The organism is Candidatus Syntrophocurvum alkaliphilum, assembly GCF_009734445.1.
Classification (GTDB): domain Bacteria; phylum Bacillota; class Syntrophomonadia; order Syntrophomonadales; family Syntrophomonadaceae; genus Syntrophocurvum; species Syntrophocurvum alkaliphilum.
Window position 1 is genome coordinate 797,144 of the sequence record NZ_CP046457.1, and the last position, 21,800, is coordinate 818,943.

22 protein-coding genes are annotated in these 21,800 nt (G+C 30.0%); 6 read left to right on the forward strand and 16 right to left on the reverse strand.

Annotated features, from left to right (window positions below; translation table 11 throughout):
• Nucleotides 1–291: 291 nt before the first annotated feature.
• From SYNTR_RS03935 to SYNTR_RS03960, 6 genes are all read right to left on the reverse strand, one after another.
• Nucleotides 292–1,434, reverse strand: coding sequence for an MFS transporter (locus SYNTR_RS03935; protein ID WP_156203301.1), 1,143 nt, complete (start codon nucleotides 1,432–1,434; stop codon nucleotides 292–294).
• Between the two features lie 187 nt (nucleotides 1,435–1,621).
• Nucleotides 1,622–2,206 (reverse strand): TVP38/TMEM64 family protein, encoded by a 585-nt coding sequence (locus SYNTR_RS03940; protein WP_156203302.1) that lies wholly within the window; start codon nucleotides 2,204–2,206, stop codon nucleotides 1,622–1,624.
• Between the two features lie 115 nt (nucleotides 2,207–2,321).
• Entirely contained in the window at nucleotides 2,322–2,954 is a 633-nt protein-coding gene (locus SYNTR_RS03945; protein WP_156203303.1) for a hypothetical protein, read from the reverse strand.
• A gap of 399 nt (nucleotides 2,955–3,353) precedes the next feature.
• On the reverse strand, nucleotides 3,354–4,262 hold the full coding sequence (locus SYNTR_RS03950; RefSeq protein WP_156203304.1) for a metal ABC transporter solute-binding protein, Zn/Mn family: 909 nt from the start codon (nucleotides 4,260–4,262) through the stop codon (nucleotides 3,354–3,356).
• A gap of 27 nt (nucleotides 4,263–4,289) precedes the next feature.
• The gene (locus SYNTR_RS03955; RefSeq protein WP_156203305.1) at nucleotides 4,290–5,141 is read right to left on the reverse strand and encodes a metal ABC transporter permease; all 852 of its coding nucleotides are present in this window, start codon (nucleotides 5,139–5,141) and stop codon (nucleotides 4,290–4,292) included.
• Nucleotides 5,142–5,906 carry a metal ABC transporter ATP-binding protein gene (locus SYNTR_RS03960; RefSeq protein ID WP_156203306.1) on the reverse strand — a complete coding sequence of 255 codons (765 nt, stop codon included), beginning with the start codon at nucleotides 5,904–5,906 and terminating at the stop codon, nucleotides 5,142–5,144.
• 176 nt (nucleotides 5,907–6,082) lie between these two features.
• Between SYNTR_RS03960 and mntR the strand changes: the two genes are divergently transcribed.
• Nucleotides 6,083–6,583, forward strand: a complete 501-nt coding sequence (gene mntR, locus SYNTR_RS03965; RefSeq protein WP_156203307.1) for a transcriptional regulator MntR — start codon at nucleotides 6,083–6,085, stop codon at nucleotides 6,581–6,583.
• A gap of 180 nt (nucleotides 6,584–6,763) precedes the next feature.
• Here mntR and SYNTR_RS03970 read toward each other — a convergent pair whose 3' ends face one another.
• Both SYNTR_RS03970 and SYNTR_RS03975 read right to left on the reverse strand, forming a co-directional pair.
• Nucleotides 6,764–7,669, reverse strand: coding sequence for a diaminopimelate dehydrogenase (locus SYNTR_RS03970; protein WP_156203308.1), 906 nt, complete (start codon nucleotides 7,667–7,669; stop codon nucleotides 6,764–6,766).
• A gap of 134 nt (nucleotides 7,670–7,803) precedes the next feature.
• Complete coding sequence (locus SYNTR_RS03975; protein ID WP_197079185.1) at nucleotides 7,804–8,346, reverse strand: NUDIX hydrolase; 543 nt, start codon at nucleotides 8,344–8,346, stop codon at nucleotides 7,804–7,806.
• Between the two features lie 191 nt (nucleotides 8,347–8,537).
• Between SYNTR_RS03975 and SYNTR_RS03980 the strand changes: the two genes are divergently transcribed.
• The gene (locus SYNTR_RS03980) at nucleotides 8,538–8,714 is read left to right on the forward strand and encodes a DUF1540 domain-containing protein (RefSeq protein WP_156203310.1); all 177 of its coding nucleotides are present in this window, start codon (nucleotides 8,538–8,540) and stop codon (nucleotides 8,712–8,714) included.
• A gap of 47 nt (nucleotides 8,715–8,761) precedes the next feature.
• On the opposite strand, the gene pssA is transcribed toward SYNTR_RS03980, so the two are convergent.
• From pssA to larAH6, 5 genes are all read right to left on the reverse strand, one after another.
• The gene (gene pssA / locus SYNTR_RS03985; RefSeq protein WP_156203311.1) at nucleotides 8,762–9,280 is read right to left on the reverse strand and encodes a CDP-diacylglycerol--serine O-phosphatidyltransferase; all 519 of its coding nucleotides are present in this window, start codon (nucleotides 9,278–9,280) and stop codon (nucleotides 8,762–8,764) included.
• On the reverse strand, nucleotides 9,261–9,893 hold the full coding sequence (locus tag SYNTR_RS03990) for a phosphatidylserine decarboxylase family protein (protein ID WP_156203312.1): 633 nt from the start codon (nucleotides 9,891–9,893) through the stop codon (nucleotides 9,261–9,263). Before SYNTR_RS03990 ends, pssA begins: the two co-directional genes overlap by 20 nt.
• Before the next feature lie 125 nt (nucleotides 9,894–10,018).
• Complete coding sequence (locus SYNTR_RS03995) at nucleotides 10,019–11,743, reverse strand: B12-binding domain-containing radical SAM protein (RefSeq protein WP_156203313.1); 1,725 nt, start codon at nucleotides 11,741–11,743, stop codon at nucleotides 10,019–10,021.
• Nucleotides 11,744–11,803: 60 nt separating this feature from the next.
• The gene (gene murB / locus SYNTR_RS04000) at nucleotides 11,804–12,703 is read right to left on the reverse strand and encodes a UDP-N-acetylmuramate dehydrogenase (protein ID WP_156203314.1); all 900 of its coding nucleotides are present in this window, start codon (nucleotides 12,701–12,703) and stop codon (nucleotides 11,804–11,806) included.
• A 64-nt stretch (nucleotides 12,704–12,767) separates the two neighbouring features.
• On the reverse strand, nucleotides 12,768–14,024 hold the full coding sequence (gene larAH6 / locus SYNTR_RS04005; protein WP_197079186.1) for a nickel-dependent malate racemase, LarAH6 family: 1,257 nt from the start codon (nucleotides 14,022–14,024) through the stop codon (nucleotides 12,768–12,770).
• A 143-nt stretch (nucleotides 14,025–14,167) separates the two neighbouring features.
• On the opposite strand from larAH6, the gene SYNTR_RS04010 reads away from it, so the two are divergent.
• The 4 genes from SYNTR_RS04010 to lexA all read left to right on the forward strand — a co-directional run bounded on the left by SYNTR_RS04010 (nucleotide 14,168) and on the right by lexA (nucleotide 18,386).
• Nucleotides 14,168–15,568 (forward strand): FAD-binding oxidoreductase, encoded by a 1,401-nt coding sequence (locus SYNTR_RS04010; RefSeq protein ID WP_156203316.1) that lies wholly within the window; start codon nucleotides 14,168–14,170, stop codon nucleotides 15,566–15,568.
• A 22-nt stretch (nucleotides 15,569–15,590) separates the two neighbouring features.
• A complete protein-coding gene (locus SYNTR_RS04015; protein WP_156203317.1) occupies nucleotides 15,591–16,883 on the forward strand; it encodes a (Fe-S)-binding protein in 1,293 nt (430 codons plus the stop codon).
• Between the two features lie 87 nt (nucleotides 16,884–16,970).
• Nucleotides 16,971–17,693: a tRNA lysidine(34) synthetase gene (locus SYNTR_RS04020; protein ID WP_156203318.1), complete on the forward strand. Its 723-nt coding sequence runs from the start codon at nucleotides 16,971–16,973 to the stop codon at nucleotides 17,691–17,693.
• Between the two features lie 81 nt (nucleotides 17,694–17,774).
• Nucleotides 17,775–18,386: a transcriptional repressor LexA gene (gene lexA, locus SYNTR_RS04025; RefSeq protein WP_156203319.1), complete on the forward strand. Its 612-nt coding sequence runs from the start codon at nucleotides 17,775–17,777 to the stop codon at nucleotides 18,384–18,386.
• A gap of 39 nt (nucleotides 18,387–18,425) precedes the next feature.
• Here the strand turns inward: lexA and glnA are convergent, their stop codons facing one another.
• From glnA to SYNTR_RS04040, 3 genes are all read right to left on the reverse strand, one after another.
• Nucleotides 18,426–19,754, reverse strand: a complete 1,329-nt coding sequence (gene glnA / locus SYNTR_RS04030) for a type I glutamate--ammonia ligase (RefSeq protein ID WP_156203320.1) — start codon at nucleotides 19,752–19,754, stop codon at nucleotides 18,426–18,428.
• A gap of 46 nt (nucleotides 19,755–19,800) precedes the next feature.
• Nucleotides 19,801–20,280 carry a DUF456 domain-containing protein gene (locus tag SYNTR_RS04035; RefSeq protein WP_156203321.1) on the reverse strand — a complete coding sequence of 160 codons (480 nt, stop codon included), beginning with the start codon at nucleotides 20,278–20,280 and terminating at the stop codon, nucleotides 19,801–19,803.
• Nucleotides 20,281–20,407: 127 nt separating this feature from the next.
• The gene (locus tag SYNTR_RS04040) at nucleotides 20,408–21,631 is read right to left on the reverse strand and encodes a methionine gamma-lyase family protein (RefSeq protein ID WP_156203322.1); all 1,224 of its coding nucleotides are present in this window, start codon (nucleotides 21,629–21,631) and stop codon (nucleotides 20,408–20,410) included.
• Nucleotides 21,632–21,800: the final 169 nt, after the last annotated feature.

Here is a 21,800-nt window from a genome sequence, read left to right on the forward strand (position 1 = left end):
CCTTCTAAAAATTATGGATAATCTACACAGACAACACAGACTGATCAATTTTTAATTTTGATTCCACTGCAAAAAGCTAAACTTAGACTATGGAATCGGCTGAGCAAACATGTTTATCACGCCACTCATCGGTCTTTACCTCGATTTTAGCTTAGCACTTATTATCTAAAATGATTTTTTATTTATACTTAGCTGTGATCTATGCACCACGCCTTGCTATTCGGGACTTAGATAAACATGTTTGCTCAGCCTTAAGCTTGTTGTAGTTACTTTTTGCAGCAAAATTAATAATTAATTAGTTACTTTTATATGCAATTTATATAGTATCATTTGTATTAATATTATTATTAAAGCACCTATCCAGAATGGTTCTTGTCCGATCTCACTGGCTATACCACCAATTACAGGACCACTCATTACTCCAAATGAAAAGAATGCATAAAAAATGCCAAAAGCAGTACCTCTAAAGTAATCTTTAGTTTCATCAACTACTATGGAAGTCATAGCCGGAAAGATAAAACCAAAACCACAACCATATAATATCATCATAAATACAAACTGGCTAAAGGTATTTCCTAGTGGAAGTAGTAATAGTGCTAATGTTACTAAAAACAACCCTATAGCTATGGGTAAATATCTTCCGTTTTTATCTGACCATTTGCTAATTGGCAAGATGAAGATTATTATAGCAACAATTGAAAAAATACTAAAAAGAATACCCGTATCTTTACTAGCAAAATTTAATGATTCTAGTGTTATGGGAAATGCATAAGCTAAAATACCCATTGTAAACATTAAGCTAAATGCAGCTAAGTAAGCTATTTGCAATTTAGTATTAGTAATTAGATTAAGAATAATTTCCTTAGTAAACACTTTGTTTTTTGATTCTAAAGAATATGTTTCAGGTAAAAAAAGCCATGCAATTATTGATGTTTTAATAAGTAGTAAGCCTAAAGAAAGAAAAACTACACTAAAACCAAATGCATCCTTACCCATTCCAGCAAACATAGGTCCAATAAGTGCAGCAAACCCTACTGCTGCCCCTGAATATCCCATAGCTCTTCCTGTAGAGCCTTGTCCAACTCTATCACCTACATAAGCAAAAGCTGCAGGTATTAATATAGCACCACCTAAACCATGTATAATTCTTAATATTAGTAATTGAAATGGTGACGCAACAAATGCATATAAAGAAACAGCAGAACCAGCTATAATCATTCCGCTAATAATAGCAATTTTTCTACCATAGCGGTCTATAATCAGTCCAGCACCGAGATTACCGATCATGTTAAATAATGAATATGCCCCCATTATTAAACCAACGACTATTGAGGTTGCCCCTAATGAATATACATAAGGAGATAATATTGGTAATTGAGCCATAGTATCAATAAAGCTTACTATAACTATAAAGTAGACTAGTATATAAATCATTATTTATCTTCCTTTTTGAGTATTATATTAACCTGTTTGTTTAGCAATAACAAATAATGCAGAGAATTCATTCTCTGCTTTACTTATTATTTATGTTGTTTAGCAAATTATATATATTTCATAAATAAGTTACAAGGGCAATAAAAAACAGGATTAAATATTAGCTATATTAATCCTGTTTAATTATTTATTCGTACTTAGATAATGCTTTATCTAGATTTATAAATTTTATTAGTATTAGAAATCCTATTATAACTACTATTGGAATTAAGTTTAATATTCCAGGGTTAGCTAAAAATGCATCTACACCAGCACCGAAGCCAGCAAATAAAACACATGGAACTAATAATCCTGCAGCAGTAAAAGAAATAAATCTAGATAAAGATATTTTGCTCATTGCTGCTACAATATTTGGAATTGCTATAGGTATTGCAGGTATATTATGCACTATGACAATAAAACCTATAACAAATTTATCGTTTAATCTAGGCAGTATCTCATATCGTGATAAAATTTTATTTGTAAATTCATCTAGTTTAAAAAAGCGAAAAACATTAAAGGCAATAAATGAGCCTATTACAACACTTCCCCAAGCTATTATAATTCCTTGTTGAAATCCAAATAGATAGCCACACACACCTGCAACTATAGCAAATGGAATCATGGGCACATGGCATTGCATAATAATCATAATACTTATAATAAGCATAGCTGCGTAGCCGAAATCTCTTATATATTGACTATAGTAAATAATCTGATCTAATAATTCCACTTAAGCATTCTTCCTTTAATTATTTATCTAATTATATCGAATAGTATAATTATATACTATTATTTTATTTTTAGCAGAATTTTGTTGTACTAAAGTTGATTAATAAGTTCAATTCTTAACCAAATATATAAGAAGGCTTGGGGTTATAAGACTTCATATTATTCCTATTCTTTTGATTATTGTGCTCCTCTTCTAATTTTTCAAGCATTAAAGTTGAATTAATAAACTTATAGTTTTCAGATATTTTATTTCTTTTATTTAACCACTTATTTTTATTAAAAGCAGGATATAATTTTTCTAGCTTATTAGAAGGTGTTCTAATTAATATTCGTGCATTTAAATCTGCGTTTTTCCATATATTCTCAATTACATCATTCTTGGGGACAACCTGTTGTGCAATATGAATAACTGAATAACCAATACTGTCAATTTTAGCACCATTAGCATGATTAACATTAATTTTGTTATTATAACCAACTTTTTCAATTAAATTTTGGGCTTTTCTAACAGCTATTAAATCATTGTCAATTACATTAACATAAGCCCCAGTCATATTTGCAATTTCTAAAGCAGTAGAAGGAAAAGAACCTCCTCCTATACATAAAACCTTATCATTAGCAGTTATTTTAGCTAATTTAACTTCTGTATGTACAATTTTTTTGTAATACAAATTATAAACTTTTACTGCCATAGGATATGAAGACATGAATTTTTCACATTTTGCAGTAAGAGTTGCCATAATACTCATAATCTCTCTCCCCTGTTAAGTAATAAAATTAATCTATTTATTGTAATATAAAATATAAATTCAAATTATTAAACCGATTTGCAGTTTTTTATTATAAATTATGATTTACGAAAAGCTAAACTTAGACTATGGAATCGGCTGAGCAAACATGTTTATCACGCCGCTCATCGGTCTTCATCTTAAAAAAATATTTAACTTGTATCATTTGCTACATAAAGCAAATGATAATCATTATCAACTGCTAAGTAAAAAGAAACCCTCTTTTACCGCAGAGGGCTTGAGAATGATTATCATTCCTAAATAATATTATAATTCTATTTTAATATTTGGTCAACTATTGTATTGCGTTACCTGTCACTCCAACATGTATTTGCAGATGACAGGTATTTTATAAACTAATTATTTTAAACCTTTAACAAAAGTATTTACATTTGTTTTCATCATATCTATATAATTATCTGCCCCACTTCCTTTATTGCCTAAAGCATCAGTAAAGATTTCGCCAGCAATAGGTACTCCAGTTTCATTAGAGATAGTTTGCATATATCTATTATCAATAGTAGATTCAACAAATATTGCTGGTAAATTTCTATCATTCACTATATTTACAACCCTAGAAATCTGTTGGGGTGTTCCTTCTTCATGGGAATTCAGCTCCCAAATTCCTACAGCTTCAAAGCCGTATGCTTCACCAAAATATTTTAGTGCATTTTCACTTATTACCAAAACCCTGTTTTCTTCTGGAATATTATTCACTTTATCTTTTATCCATAAATCTAAATCTATAAGTTTTTCTGTATAATTATTTGCATTTTCTTGGTAATACTTTTCACCTTCAGGGTCTTTAGTAATTAATGCATCAAGGATATTTTCTACATAGGTTGCAACTAATATAGGATTGAACCATGCATGTGGATCTTCTAAATCAGAATCTCCTTCAAGGAATATTGGTGTAATACCATTAGTCGCAAAAATGATTTCTTTGTTAGAAGTTGCTTTTACTGCTCGCTCCATTGCTGGTTCTAAATTATATCCATTAAAAATTATTAAATCTGCATAATTAGTTTTTTGAAAATCACTAGGTATAAACTCATACTCCTCAGGCTCTTCTCCTCTAGGAACTATATAATCAACATATCCACGTTCTCCTAGAATTTCTTTGGTTATATCTGAGAGAATTGAAATACTTGTTACTACATAAAGACCATCATCATCTTTACTAACTTCTTGATTATTAGAACATCCTGATACTATTACTAGTAGAGATAGTACCATTATTATAGATATTACTTTAAAAAATTTAGACATTAAATTCCCCTCCAACCATAATTTAAATTAATTTTTATTTACTATACTTAAAATAAACTTTTGATTTGGTGATAAGAAAAAACTCAGTGCAAAAATTATTGATGCAACTACTACAATTGATGCACCTGTAGGTATGTCATAAATGTATGAAAAATATACACCTGCTATAGCAGATATAACACCAAATATAGAGGCTAAAATAATCATTATTGGTAAGCGATTTGTTAATAAATAAGCACTAGCACCTGGAGTTATTAACATTGCTACAACCAAGATAATACCTACTGTTTGTAATGATGCTACAGTTACTAGTGATAGTAATAACATTAAAAAATAATGTACAGTCTTAGCTGGTATACCTATTGATTCCGCCATTATTGGGTCAAAGGTGGTAAGGAGCAATTGTTTATAAAATAGAGTAACTGTTATAATAACAATAATTCCAATAATAAAAGTCATTAACAGGTCATTAGAAGAAACAGCAAGAACATTTCCAAAAAGTATATGCCATAAACATACTTCAGTTCCTCTATTTACTGTTATTAATATAACACCAAGTGCAAATGCTGCTGTAAAGATGATGCCAATTGCAGAATCATCTTTGATTTTACTGTTTTGAGCTACATATCCTATGCCTAAAGCAGATATTACACCTGCAATAACAGCACCTATAAAAAAACTAAATCCTAATATATATGCAATAGCTACACCCGGTAGAACAGAGTGCGATATTGCATCTCCCATTAATGCCATACCTCTAAGAATAATAAAACAGCCTATTAAACCGCAGATTATACCTACAAGAATTCCAGCTTTTAAAGCATTTTGTAAATATTGATACTGTGATAGAGATTGTAAAAAGAATACTATGTTTTCCACTTATCCATTCACCACCATTAATCCAGTATTGTCACCTCCAAGAAATGTGATTTTTCCATCATAAGCTTCACATAAGCACTCTAACTTAAATACCTCCTCCTTTTTGCCACAAGCTATTAATTTATTTTTTAGTAATATCAAGCTATCAAAGTATGATTCTGCTTTATTAAGATCATGGTGGACTACAAATAAAGTCTTTCCTTCGTTTTTTAAATTACGTAAAATATCAATAATAAGACTTTCGGAAGCAATATCAATTCCCGCAAATGGTTCATCCATAAAAAATACTTGTGCTTCTTGAGCTAGTGCTCGTGCTAAAAATACTCTTTGTTGTTGACCACCAGAAAGTTGCCCAATTTGGCGATTTTTATATTCATACATCTCTACTTGTTTTAATGATTTGTTTACTATATCTTTATCATTCTTACTAGGAAATCCCCACCAAGATATATGAGGATATCGCCCCATCATTACAACATCACTAACTAATACGGGAAAATCAAAATCAATACTGCTTCTTTGTGGTACATAGGCTAATTTTTTTCTGCTTTTGGAAACAGGTTTATCAAATACTTTAACCTTACCCTTACTAACTTGAACAAGTCCTAAAATAGCCTTTATTAATGTTGATTTTCCAGCACCATTAGGACCTATAATTCCAATAAGCTGATTTGAATTAATTGAGAAAGTAATGTTTTCAAAGGCTTTTTTTCTTCCATAACTAACTGACAAGTCCTCTACTTGTAAAACAATATCAGTTCCCATTGCTTGCCCTCCTATAATAATGTTTTTAGCTTTTTATAAAGTTAACTGCGTCTAAAATTAGCTGCTGATGTATTATATTGAGGGGATATTATAATGGTGTTTGTCCATTGATATTTTTAGTTATAGCTAACTTTTTGCTTGCATAACTTATAAAAAATGTATATTTGGAGGCAATTATGACTGATTTTAATGAAGTGTTTTACACTTATCGTGGATATGAAAAAGCTGCTGGCTCAGGAAGGTTAACACCTAGTATGGAAGACTATTTAGAAATGATATACCGTTTAAGCTTGGAAAACGGATATACCCGAGTAAATGATATTGCGGAAAAACTTAATGTGAAGCCTCCATCAGTAACAAAAATGATGATAAAATTAAGTGATAAAGAGCTACTTATATACGAAAAATATGGGAATATAAAACTAACGCAGAAAGGTGAAGAATTGGGGAGTTTTTTATTAGATAGACATAATACTGTTAAGGAATTTTTTTCATTATTAGGATTAACTAAAAACTTTCATAAAGATGTTGAGCAGATAGAACACTACATCGCTAAGGAAACTTTTATTTGTATTAAAAGCTTTGTTAATTTTATGAAAGATAATACTGATGTGAAAGAAAGGTATGAAAAATACTTAAATGAATATAAAAATAATACTGATTTTATTGTAGAATAAAATATTGGATTTGCTGTAAAAAACAACTATAAAAAAACTAAAGGCTGAACTAACTTGTTTATCTAAGTCCTTAAGTAGCAAAAAATGACCGATGAGTGGCGTAATAAACATGTTTGCTCAGCCGATTCCATAGTCTAAGTTTAGCTTTTCGCAGAAAAATCAAATTATATTTTATTAAAATTAAACAAGATCACGAATTATTTTATCTTTATCTCCGTGCATGAAATCAATAATAGGAATCTCTATCATTGTATATGCTCCAGGCTGTTGATTTAGACTAGCTCTAGCTGATGATACCATAACCTGTGCTGTTAATGCTGGATTATTTATTCGCATATCAAATTTTAATAATTGATTTTGAGTTATACCAGAAGCACCTTTTCGCTCCATTGATACTCCATGTCCCATATCAACTAAATTATCTACATCATCTACTTGAATAACATGTGTTTCATCTTTAGCAAAGTAGGAATCTGTTTTTATTGATTCTTCAACTTTGTCAAATGAGGCTCCTTCTTCTAACTCTACATATACCATTCTACGATGAACACTAGTACCTAATGGTATAGTCATTGATAGTGCATTTTTAATTCCATCTTTTGATCTAACTGCAACTGAATGTCCCATGCTCATTCCAGGTCCAAAGTTTGTATATGTGATTCCTTTGGGTGCCATAATCTCAAAAATACAACGCAACATTGCATCAGTACCAGGATCCCATCCAGCCGAAATAACTGCAACACTTTTGTGTTGTTTAGCTATTTTATCTAAGTCAATTTTCATATCGGCTAAGTCACCATGAATATCATAACTGTCTACTGTATTTATTCCTAAAGATAAAATTTCGCTTGCATACTCAGGTACTGATCGAGTAGGTGTACATAATAAAGCAATTTTCACATCTGGTAATTCTTTAATTGATGCTACAACTGGAATATCTGCTAATTCAGAAGGTTTAGGTTGAGAAAGCGAACTAGCCCTTCTAACTACACCCACTAATTCCATATCAGGTGCTTCATTTATTGCATCAACCGCAAATTTGCCTATATTACCGTAGCCTACTATAGCTACTTTAGTTTTACTCATATATATCCCTCCATGTTTTTGTTACATTATATAAGGCTAAAACACTATCTTGTTATCGTCAATAACTTGTAATAATGAACAATGTATACTTGTTATTATAAAAATATTTTAGCCAAGAAAATTGCTTGTAATTATTACGAATCAATATTTTGTTTATATAGATCAATAAAATTACAAAGTATACGAGCTGTTAACCCCCAAATCACTTCATTTTCCCATATATAAAATGTTTGTGGGAATTCTATAATTCTAAATTTATATTTTTTACCATCAGGAATTAAATCAAAGGGGAATCCTTCAAGTGGTCTAACTTCAAGTTTTAAATTTTCAATTCTAGGTTCTGTTGTTAAGAAAAATTCTAGAGGAACACAAAATATTTTTTCTACTTCATCTTTATTAGGTATAATTTGAGCTTGGTCTTTTATTAAAGCAACATAAGGATAGATAATTGCATTAAAAGGACTGACTTCATAATCTAATTGTAAAAGTACTTCTATATCATCTTCATAAATATTCAGTTCCTCACATGTTTCCCTAATTGCAGTATCTAATGGAGTATTATCTACGGGTTCAATTCCTCCTCCAGGAAAACAAATTTCACCAGGTTGAATATTAAGATTAAAAGAACGTTTTTCAAATAGAATATGTAATTTATTATTTATATTTAAAATTGGCAATAAAACAGCAGATTTAAAATATTTTTCATGGTCTAATATATTAGGTTTTCTATTATATAAATGTTTTATTTTTTCTAAAATTGATTACAACTCCTTTCATTTAAATTTATATATATAATTACCAAGCATATTTAGATTCAAAATAAAAATAATAAATAATGATTAATAATATTTAATAAGGAGGTTTATAAATGAAAGGTAGAGTAGATAAACAAGATGGTAGCTTAAATGGTGTCAAGTGTGTAGTAAATACATGTTATTATTATGAAAGTGGTAATCAATGTACTGCATCAGGTATTGAAATACAACCCCAAAATGCTAAAACTACACAAGAAACTGATTGTGCAACATTTACTCCAAAAGGTTAATATAATTAAAATGAATAGAAGAGGCTTAAGCCTCTTCTATTGTTATACTACCATTTTGGCACTCTAATATTACTTATCATTAAGTAAGATAGTATAAACAATAAAATTATAGATACTATAAATGGTAATTCTACAAATGCAAATGAAATTGCAGCTATAATAAAACCTGCAAAGGTAATTGGTATACCTATAAAATGATCTGGAATGTTTAAAGTATTAAATCTAGCCAATCTAAATGCACCACACATAACAAATAATAATGTGAATACTATACCTAAGATTTCTAATGAATGCTGATTAAAGACCTTAGCATAAATTAAAATAGCTGGAGCAACTCCAAAAGATACCAAATCACAAAGTGAATCAAGCTGTTTGCCCAAATCAGAAGTAATCTGGAATTTTCTAGCAACCTTACCATCTAATCCATCCATAAAAACTGCAATGATAATTAAAATAGCTGCGATATTATAATGTTGATTTATTATATATATAATGGCTAATGATCCTAATAAAATATTAATCAAAGTAATTGTATTAGCTAATGACTTAGTTGCGAAGCTTAGCAATTATGGATTCACCTCCTCGGACTTTGTCCCCTGGTTTAACAAGTATTTCAGCTTCAAGAGGCATATATATTTCAGTACAAGAGCCAAATTTTATTAAACCATACCTATCACCAATAAAGACATTATCTCCAGGCTTAACTCTACAAACTATCCTTCTAGCTATTAATCCTGTTATTTGAGCAACCATAACTTTACCCCAGTTTGTTTCTAAAATAATATATGTTCTTACATTTTTATCTGAGGCATCTTTTTTATAAGCTGGTAGAAAAATACCGCCAACATTATGCACTGTTAAAACTTTACCATCAATGGGGATTCTATTAATGTGAACATCAAAAACACTTAAAAATATACTTACTTTAATAACTTTTTTATTAAGATATTTTTGTTCATTAATTTCCTCTATAGACATTATTTTACCATCAGCTGGTGAAACGATCATATCTTTAGTATCTGTTAAAACTCTTTCTGGATCTCTGAAAAAATAAATACAAAAAAATGTTAATAACAAAGGAATAATAGCTAAATTATAAAAAAAATACAAACATATTATGGATAATAATGTAAATAATAATATAAAGGGTAAGCCTTCTCTTGCAATATAATTTTTCAATTTTAAATTTACTCCTTAAACTTAAATTAAGTTCTAAAAATAAATCTTTAGTTTTATTGAGAACAATTTTACCCTATATTTGAACTTATGTAATCAAATTTATCTTATTTTTAATTAAAAAACTGCTATTTCATTATCGAAAATTTAAAAGCTGTTTTTTTATAAGGATCATATTCAAATAATATAGAGGTGTCTTCATTAAATTTTTTATAAGTTATAGGGTTATATTTAAAATATTCTAACCGTACATATTTTCTTAATGTCCTAATAGATTTTCCAGAAAATGTTGCCAAAAGTTTTGGATCAATTTTTTCCTCTTTTATATAATCACTGAGTTTTTCATTGATATTAGATGGGTTATATCTAATTATTTGGTCTGGTAAATTATAAGATTTATTATTTATTAGAAAATCAAATTTTATTATGTCATTTAAAAGATCATCATGATCTATATAGTTATCTTTAATAAAGCTTTTTAGAATCGTATAATAAAAATCCCTTTTATGTCCTTTATTAAAATACTTGTAATTTTCCCAGTAATCAGCTAAGTCTTCGTAGAACTGAAAAGCATTATTATTATAAATATTATTTGTTATGTATTTTAAAGAATTTCTCATAATATGCGAATTAAAATATTTATTTAACAATTCTTCTATTCTTTTTAAATATAAAATTTGTTCATATGTAATATATTTATTAGCAAGAACTTGATAAGGTGGATTTTCTTTAAAGCGATATCCAAAAGATTTAGCTTTTATTCTTATTTCAGAACCTTTTAAAAGCTTTAAAAATCCAAGCTGCAAGACATCTGGTTCAAGCTCATAAACCATATTGAAAGAAGAAGAAAAATATTCATATGATTCATACGGAAGTCCAGCAATAAGATCTAAATGTAAATGAATATTGTCATTCTTTTTAAGTAATGTTATATTTTCTTTTAATTTATCCCAGTCTGTTTTTCTATTAATTGCCTCTAAAGCTGGAGGAAATGTTGTTTGAATACCAATTTCAAAATCAAATAAATCAGAAGGTACATTTTGCAAGAAATCTATCATTTCTTTGGTTAATAGCTCAGCCTGAATTTCAAAATGAAATTTAGTATTACCGTTTCTATTTATAATATGTTCCATAATATTTTTTGCCCTTGATTCATTAAAATTGAAGGTTCGATCTACAAACTTAACTAATTTAGTCTGCTTTTCTATTAAATAATCTAAGTCACGTTTTACTCGATCTAGGGAAAAAGCACGTACTCCTTTTGTTGTAGATGAAAGACAGTAAGTACAATTAAAAGGGCATCCTCTAGATGTTTCGTAATATATTACTTTATTATCATCTGGCATAATTATATTATGAGGAGAGGGTAGTGAATCTAGATTACATACCAATTCCCTATCAGTATTAGAATAAATTTTATCAGCAATACTGTAGGTTAAACCTTTTATATGAGTAACCGATTGATTTAAATAAAGTTGATTTAATAACTCTTTAAATGTTTCTTCTCCCTCACCACGAACAATAAAATCAATAAAGTTATTATTTTCTATCATATTATGGGAATCATAAGAAACTTCTGGTCCCCCTAAAACTATTTTTATATTTGTATCAATTTTTTTATAATCATTACATAATTCTAAAATCTGATTTATATTCCATATATAACAAGAAAAGCATAGCACATCTGGTTTTTCTAAATATAATTCATCCATTATATCTGAAATATATTCGTTTATAGAAAACTCTTTAATTTTAATTTCTAAAGGAAGATCATTACAATAAGCCTTTAGATACTGTAGCGATAATGATGAATGAATAAATTTTGCATTTAATGCTACTAGTAATACTTTCATCTTTTAAAACACCTTTATATGAAAATTATTTTATAAATGTAAAGACCGCTTAGCGGTCTTTTATTTCTCTCCAACTATTTTTATTTCTGGTTGAAGTGAAACATTATATTCTGTCACTGCACGTTTTTTTATATGCTCTATTAAAGCTAAAACATCATTTGCAGTTGCATTACCTGAATTAATAATAAAACCAGCATGTTTTTCTGATACCTGTGCTCCCCCTATTGTAAAGCCCTTTAATCCCATTTTTTCAACCATAGGACCAACATATAATCCTTCTGGTCGTTTAAACACACTACCTGCACTAGGCCACTCTATAGGTTGTTTTTCCCGTCTTTGTTTGGAAAAAGTTCTCATTTTGGTTAAAATCTCTTCTTTATTACCAGGGTTTAATTTTATTTGGGCTTTTACAATAATGTCTGTACTATTTTGAAAGACGCTTTTTCGGTATCCTAGTCCCATTTGTTTATTTGTAAATTTTTTCGTATTGCCATTCAAATCAATAGTTTCTACTTCTACTAAAATGTTTTTCATTTCTGAATCATAGGCTCCAGCATTCATGACAACTGCTCCACCTAAACTTCCTGGAATACCTTCAGCAAATTCCAATCCACTTAAGCTATTAGCAGCAACCTTTTTAGATAATTCTGTTAATCTAATTCCAGCTTCTGCTATTATTTGAGTCTCGTTAATATCTATTTTTTTTAAGTTATTTCCTATTTTTAAAACTATACCGCGTATCCCTTTATCAGTTACTAGTAAGTTGCTACCAAACCCAAATATAAATAAAGGTATTTTATTTTCATTACTATATTTTATAATTGTTTTAATTTCATCAACATTCTCTGGAAGCACCATTACATCAGCCGGTCCTCCAATTTTAAATGTAGTATGCTTTTTCATTGGTTCGTTTTCTTTTATTCTTTCTTGGGGTATTAAATTTTTTAATTTACTATACATAATACACTATACTCTCCTTAAATTATCTCTTGCGGTATTTTATTATTTAAAATAAATAATTATGCTATACATGTTTAACCGCTATCTGAGGGGCTTCTGGTATTAAGTATATTTTGCTGTTTATACCATGCTTTTGTAATGCTAGACTTAGTGCTTCATTTACACTGTTAGCACTTATAAAGTTTAGTTTTTTTGTAACGTTATCTTCGAGATTGCTTATTATATAAACATTTGCCTTTTCTAATATTCTGCTAATAGCAAATGCTTTGTGTCCACCTAATTCAAAGTTAGTAAAAAATCTCTTCTTAATATCTTCAGTAGAGATAGCATTTTCTATCCAATTAGCAAAAGTAGTTTCACCTAATCCTTCCCTACACTCAGCTACTAATATGATACTTCCACCATTTTTCACTGCTAATACAGCAGAATCTAAAGCTTTTTGAGCCTGATACATGTTAATATCCTTAGGATATCCGCCACATCCTGCAATAACTATATCAGCAGGTTCAGATATTTCAACTACATTTCTATGTTCACAAAACTTAACTGCATTAATCCAGGCTTCATATAAGTCACCGCTTGTGCAATGAATTATATTATTATTTTGTGCTGTGACTATGTTTAAAATGTAATCTACACCAACTTTGCGAGCAGCTTCAATCATAATATCATTTACTGGATTATCGTTATAATTACCAAGACAAGCTCTTTTATCTGACATCATTTTATGATTCTCTTTTATTAAATCTCTTCCTGCTACACCTGGCAAAATCGATTTTCTTCCTCCTGAGAATCCAGCAAAGTAATGTAAAGTGACTATACCTGTTGTTATTAATATGTCTGCCTCTGCTACATGCCTATTTATCACCAGCTTCATTCCATTAGAAAGATAGCCTAAATCTTTTAAGTACTTATCAGGATTGTGATTAATAATATTATAATTAGTGCAAATTTCTTCACCAAAAACATTAATATTATCTTCTTTTGTATGTGGTCTATGAATACCTGTTGCTATTATTAGTTTTATATTGTTTTTACTTATTCCTGCATTTTCAATTTTTTTCAGCATAGGAGGAAGGAGTTTTTTATATGGGGTTGGTCTAGTTATATCATTTACAACTATTACAACATTTTCAGCTTTCTTTTTATTTATTATTTGTTGTAGTGAATCAGAATTTATTGGGTTATTAAGTGCTGATTCAATTAAATCATTTTCATCAATAACGTTTTTGAAATCGTTTGCTTTTAGTTCACCTAAAAAATTTATTTTATTTATTTCAAAACTTTTATATGTTTCTCCATAAGCAAAAGAATATTTCACAAAATAACCTGCCTTGTTAATTTTTCTTTCTATTGTTTAGGATTATACATTATAATTAATATTTTAATAAACTTTGTTGATTTTCTTTATGATATAATAAAGTTCGGATTTAGCTATTTTTTGTTACTATGGGGAGTGAAATTATGGAAAAAACAAATTTAAAAAGTGATCTTATCTCCATATCGGGGAAAGAAAATGTATTAACTGATGACTTAGATTTAATGTACTATTCCTATGATAGTTCATTTCTTACTAAAATAGAAATAAAAAACCCTGATGCTGTAGTTTTGCCTAAATCAACAGAAGAAGTACAACAAATTATGAAATATGCATTTGAAAATAATATACCTGTTGTCCCACGAGGAGCTGGTACAGGTGAAACAGGTGGGTGTGTTGCTTTAAATGGTGGTATAATAATTGATTTATCAACTTGGGACGATATTGTTGAAATAGATAATAAGAATATGCAGGTAATTTTAAGACCTGGTGTGATACATGCTGAATTAAATAAAGAATTAGCCAAATATAATTTATTCTTTCCACCTGATCCCGGAAGTAGTCAAATGTGTACAGTTGGAGGAATGGTTGCTAACAACGCTAGTGGATTAAGAGCGGTAAAATACGGTTGTACTGAACAATATATATTAGGTTTAGAAGTTGTGCTACCAAATGGAGAAATTATAACAACTGGTGGCATGAAATCAAAAGCAATTAAAAATGTATCAGGACTTAATATGACTAAACTAATGGTAGGTTCTGAAGGTGTTTTAGGTATTGTTACTAAGATTAGACTTAGGTGTTGGCCTAAACCAAAAGCACGAGGTATAGCAATGGCTGTTTATGATAAGTTAGATGATGCACCAGCTTCAGTACTCGAAGTTTACCAAGCGGGGATTCTACCATCAGGAATAGAAATACTAGATAGCTCAGCGATTGAAGCTGTTAACCAGTTCAAACCAGAAATTAATCTTCCTGATGCAGAAGCTATTCTCCTATTTGAAGTTGATGGTAATCCTCCTGGAGTTGAATATGAAGGAAATACTATTAAAGAAGTTACACAACAAAGAGCAAGATATGTTGAATGGGCAACTGATACTAAACGAATGGCTGAGCTTTGGGAAGGTAGAAGTGTAACTGCTGCTGCAGCTGCTAGAGTTAGACCCGATGGTAGTCGTATTTTTGCTGGTGAGGATGTTAGTGTTCCTTTATCTAAAGTAGCTGACACATTAAGAGCTATTAGAGATTTAGGTGAAAAATATAATATAAAGGTTGTTAATTATGGACATATAGGTGATGGTAATGTTCATACTGCCCCAGTGATTAATCCTGAAAATCCTGATGAAGTTGAAAGAGTTAAAAAACTAGTACATGAAATACATTTGTTAGCTATTGAACTAGAGGGCTCTACTACGGGTGAGCATGGTGTTGGTGCTGTACGACGAGAGTATGCAGAATTAGAGCATGGTAATGCCGTTAATTATATGCGAAAAATTAAGGAAGCCTTTGATTCTAAAGGAATAATGAATCCTGAAAAACTGTTTTAGGCTTTAGGAAGGAAGGTTAACCATGGATTTTAGAAAACTACCTCCCGTTAGGGATCAAATAATGAAATGTGTTCGCTGTGGCAAATGTAGAAGTGTCTGTCCTGTTTTTACTGAAATTCGCAATGAAACAGTTTCACCACGAGGACATGTGTTTATGGTTCAGATGTTACGTGATAACAATGTAGACCCTAATTCTAAGGTGTACGAAAAAATTGGAAGTTGTCTTATGTGTGAAACCTGTTCAGTTAATTGTCCTTCAGGAATAGATGTACATGAACTTAATGCTGCTGCAAGAACTTATATATATCAAAACAATCCAACAATGAGTAAAGAACTAATATTTGATACTTTATGGACTAATCCATCTTTACTAAAAACCTCTACATTTTTTATGTGGGGAGCACAAAAAACAGGGATTCAAAAATTAGCACGTAGCCTAAAATTAACTAAGGTATTACCGGGTGATTTATCTAAAGCAGAAGAAATACTTTCTGATGTTCCCTTATTTTCTGCTAAAAGTGAATTGTCAGCAGTTAATAAGCCTAAAGGCCAAAAACGTTTTACAGTTGGATATTTTTTAGGTTGTGCTACGGATTTATTAAATCCTAATGTTGCAAAGGCAACTGTAGAAGTTTTGACTCAAAATGGTTGTGAAGTAATTATTCCTAACAATATTAAATGTTGTGGTTTGCCTCAAATAGCAAATGGTAAACTAGATACAGCCAGAAAACTTTCTGCTCATAATATAAAAATATTTAATTCTTATGATTTTGATTATATTATTACTGATTGTGCCTCTTGTTCATCTGCACTTTCAAAAAAACATTTTGAATTTTTATTGGGTGGATTGAAAATTGAAGATGAAGCTTTTAAGTTTGCTGAAAAAGTTATTGATTTAACTAAATTTTTAATAGATATTCTTGATATAAAGCCACCTGAAAACGGTAATACTCCAAAATATAAAGTTACGTATCATGACCCATGTCATTTAGCTAATGCCCAAGGAATTAAAAATCAACCTAGAGAACTATTAAAACGCACTCCTGGAGTTGAGTTTGTAGAAATGGGTATTGCTAATCGATGCTGTGGAGGTTCGGGAACTTATGCTCTAACTCATTACGATTTGTCAATGAAAATTTTAGATAAGAAAATGGATAGTGCTATGGAAACAGGAGCTGATAAAATAGCAACATGTTGTCCAAGCTGTACTATGCAATTAAAATATGGCATAAAAAGACATAAATGGAAAGCTGACATAGTTCATCCGGTTGAACTATTAAATAATTCATATCAAAAAGCTGTTAGCAATTTATAAAATTAAAGTTTTCAAGCCGGAACATTGTTTCCGGTTTTTTTTTATAGAAAATTATTTCATTTCTAACATCAAGTAGGTGAGATTTTTATGAGTAAAAAAAAGACTAAACTTATTTTTAGAAAAGTTCGTAATGCTAATTTAAATTATAAATTAATAGAAAATGGTGATAAAATAGGCGTTGGTGTTTCTGGTGGTAAAGATAGTTTAGTTTTGCTTTTCTTTGTCCATATGTTAAAAATATATACTCCATTAGAATTTGATGTCATCCCCATATATATTGACTTAGGATGGGAGATGGATATAAGTAATTTAAGAGATTACTGTAGTTCTTTAAATCTTAATCTTATAGAGGAAAAGACTAATATTAAAAATATTGTTTTTGATATTAAACAGGAAAGTAATCCGTGTTCTCTATGCTCAAATCTAAGGCGCGGTGCAATTAATAGAACTGCCAAAAGTCTAAATTGCAACAAGCTAGCCCTTGGACATCATCTTGATGATGCTGTGCATACTATGTTTATGTCAATGATATTTGCAAGTCAATATAGTGTTTTTAAACCTAAAACCTATTTGGATAGAATAGATATTACTGTTATTCGACCATTAATTTACGTTTCAGAAAATGATATAAAATCTTATATAAAAACACTTGATGTTTTACCAATAAAAAATCCCTGCCCTGTTGATGGTTATACTAAACGCCAAGAAGTCAAACAACTAGTTAATGAAATAGAAAGTAAATTTCCAGGTGCTAAACAAAATATAATTAATAGTATTGAAAATGTTGCAGCAGATAGCTTTTGGAAATAATTAAATAATTTGAACAGAACATTTGTTTCTAGTTAATAATATGGTATAATTTAGCCAGAAAAATACAGGGTGGTGAATACCTTGACAAATTTAAACAATCGGCAGCAACAGATACTAGATTATATAAAAGAAAAAATAGTAGTTTCTGGTTATCCCCCATCAGTTAGAGAAATAGCTGAAGCAGTAGGCTTGAAATCTAGTTCTACTGTTCATAACCACTTAGTTCAATTAGAAGAAAAAGGTTATTTAAGGAGAGATCCGACTAAACCTAGAGCAATAATACCAGTAGAAAATGATACGTTAGAGCCTAAGTATGACACATTAAATTTACCCGTCGTAGGTGATGTAGCAGCTGGAACTCCGATTTTAGCACAAGAAAATATCGAAGAATACTTTCCAGTTCCAGTAAGCTTTATAGGTCAAGGAACACATTTTATTTTAAAAGTTAAAGGTGAAAGTATGATTGATGCAGGTATATTAGATGGTGATTATTTAATTGTAAAGCAACAAAATACTGCTACTAACGGTGAAATTGTTGTAGCAATGCTTAATGAAGAAGCAACGGTGAAAAGGTATTTTAAAAGAGATAATTATATAGAATTGCAGCCTGAAAATACCACACTAGAGCCCATTACAGTAAATGAAGATATTACAATACTAGGTAAGGTTGCTGGATTATTAAGACGTATGTAAAAAAGCCCACTAATTTGTGGGCTTTTTAATATTATGCCATTAAAACTTTTCAAGATACTCATTTATTTCCCAATCATATACCTTTGAACTGTAATTTTCCCATTCTTTTATTTTAGCTAATGAAAATCTAGAATAAACATGAGGTCCTAGTGCTTCTTGTATAACCTTATCATTACTTAATTCTGTTATAGCTTCATATAGATTTTCAGGCAAAGATTCTATTCCTTGCATTTTCCTAGAAGCCAAATCCATTTCATATATATTCTGCTCTACTGGTGCCGGTGGTATAAGTTTATTTTTTATTCCATGTAAACCAGCTTTAAGTATAACTGCTAAGGCTAAATATGGGTTACAGGAAGGGTCGGGGTTTCGTAATTCGATTCTTGTACCAATTCCCCTTCTAGCTGGAATTCTAATAAGTGGGCTACGATTCTTATATGACCATGCTATGTGAACAGGAGCTTCATAACCTGGTACAAGACGTTTATATGAATTAACTGTTGGACTTGTAATTGCTGATATTGCCTTTGTGTGTTTAATAACACCTGCTATGAAATGACGACAAACATCACTTAACCCATCTTCAGCATTTGCATCATAGAATATGTTTTCATTATCTTTAAATAATGATACATGAACATGCATTCCCGAACCTGCTATACCATAAATAGGTTTAGGCATAAAAGTCGCATGTAGTCCATGTTTTTGGGCAACCATTCTTACTACAATTCTAAAAGTAACAATATTATCTGCAGTGGTAAGTGCATCTTGATATTTAAAATCTATTTCATGTTGTCCAGGTGCTAATTCATGGTGAGATGCCTCTATCTCAAAACCGATGTTTTGTAGAACTTCAACCATTTCCCTTCTTGCATCCTCACCTTTATCAACAGGAGCTAAATCAAAATAGCTTGCTTTATCATTAGTTTCTAAGGTTGGTTGACCATCTTCATCTACTAAAAACATAAAAAATTCTGGTTCAGGACCAACATACATTTTATAACCCATCTCTTCTGCTTCTTTTAAAACCTTAGTTAGTACATATCTTGGTGAACCTGTGAATGGTTCATTATTTGAGTCATATATATCACAAATAAATCTAGCTGTCTTACCTCTACCATTTCTATCAAAGCTTGGCAGAATAACAAATGTATTTAAATCAGGCTTTAGATACATATCTGATTCTTCTATGCGAACAAAACCCTCTATTGAAGAACCATCAAACATTAATTCACCATCTATAGCTTTTTCTAATTGGTCAACAGTTATGGCAACATTTTTCATTACCCCTAAAATATCAGTAAATTGTAATCTGATAAACCTTACATCTTCTTCTTTAGTTATGCGAAGTATTGCTTCTTTAGTCAAATTTACCCCTCCAAATGTTTTTTGCAGAAGAATCAAATTATAGATTTTAAATTATTCTACTCACAAAACTGATTATCATCCAGACTGCAATAATAATTTTAATTAAAATACCACTAAACAAACCAATTAGTGCACCAATTGAGGATTTTAGTGCTCTATTAATATCATTTAAGTATAAAAATTCTCCTAAGAATGCTCCTAAAAAAGGTCCTATAAAAATTCCTAATGGTGGCAATATAAAAATACCGATAATTGCTCCAATTATTGCACCCAATAACCCATATTTACTAGAACCAAAGTATTTAGCACCATATAATGTGGTTAAATGTTCTAAAATAAAAGATATAATAGTGAGTACCAATAATAAGGTCAAATAATCCCAAGTGATATTATAAAATCCTTCGTACCAGCCATAAAAAGCAGCCGCACAAAATATGATTGGTATACCAGGAATTATAGGCAAAAAAGTTCCTAAAAAACCAATAATCATTATAAATAATATTATTAACAACACAAATATATCCATTTTTCCCTCAACAACTTTAAAATTATTATGGGGTTTCCCTTTTGATTAATAGTCTACGTATTCATGGTTAGGTATAATACTAAGCTTATATAGCCTGTGTAACAAGGTTTATTTTCTGCGTGAAAAATTATAGTAATTTATCTATTATATTTTTCATCACAAACCTACAGTGTTCATAGGTTAGACCACCTTGCAAATAAGCTGTATATGGTTTTCTTAAAGGAGCATCACAAGAAATTTCTATAGAAGACCCTTGGATAAATGTTCCTGCTGCCATAACAACTTTATCCTTATAACCAGGTATTTCTGCATATTCAAGCTTAACCCCGCTATCAACTGGAGAACTATTTTGTATTATTTGACAAAAAGCTAAAACTTCTTCCTCATTATTAAAAGTTATAGCTTGAACTATATCAGCTCTAACTTCATTCCACCTAGGTGATACTGAATATCCATATTCCTCTAATATAAAGGAGAGAAGACAAGCGCCTTTTAAGGCTTGTGAAACAGTATGTGGAGCTAAAAACAATCCATGATATAGATGTCTTGTATTTATTAAACTAGCACCTAAGTCTTTACCTAAACCTGGTGCAGTAAGTTGGTAAGAAACTAAATCAACTAATTCTTTTTTACCTGCTATGTAACCTCCAGAAGGTACTATTCCACCACCTGGATTTTTTATTAGTGAACCTGCAATAATATCTGCACCAACCTCTGAAGGCTCAATAGTTTCTACAAATTCACCGTAGCAGTTATCTACCATAATTATTGCATCAGAATTTATAGTTTTTATTGTATTAATAATATTTTTTATTTGTATGTTTGTAAGTGAGGGGCGAAGACTATAACCACGTGATTTTTGAATAAGTATAACTTTGCTATTGGCTGAAATTGAATTAACTATAGCTTTGATGTCAGGATTTAAGTTATTATCTAGTGCAACTTCTTTGTATTTTATTCCTTTATCTATAAGAGTACCTGGATGGTTTTGTTTATTTCCAATAACCTCACCCAAGGTATCATAGGGGCTTCCAATAATCGAAATAAGCTCGTCACCATGTTTTAATAAACCAAATAAACATGCTGATATCGCATGTGTTCCAGAAACTATTTGTGAGCGAACAATTGCATCTTCAGTATTGAAGATGTCTGCATATATACTTTCTAAAGTATCTCTACCTAAATCTCCATAGCCATATCCAGTAGATGTATTAAAATGATAATCTCTTACAGAATACTTTAAGAAAGTATTTAATATTTTTTCTTGATTGATATAAGCGGTTTCTTCTATTTTTTTAAATTCATAATATAAATTATTTTCAGCATTACGTATTAATTCTAGTGAATTCAAAGATATTTCCACCTTTAAGTTTGATTAAACAATTGTTAAATAACAATTGTTTGTACTTTGTTTTTTAAGAATGTTAATTCTTGCTATTAGTACTGTACAATGTTTTGGTAAGAATGTCTATTTGTAAGCTTAATGTAATAATATAATTTAGGCTGATTTCATATTTTAA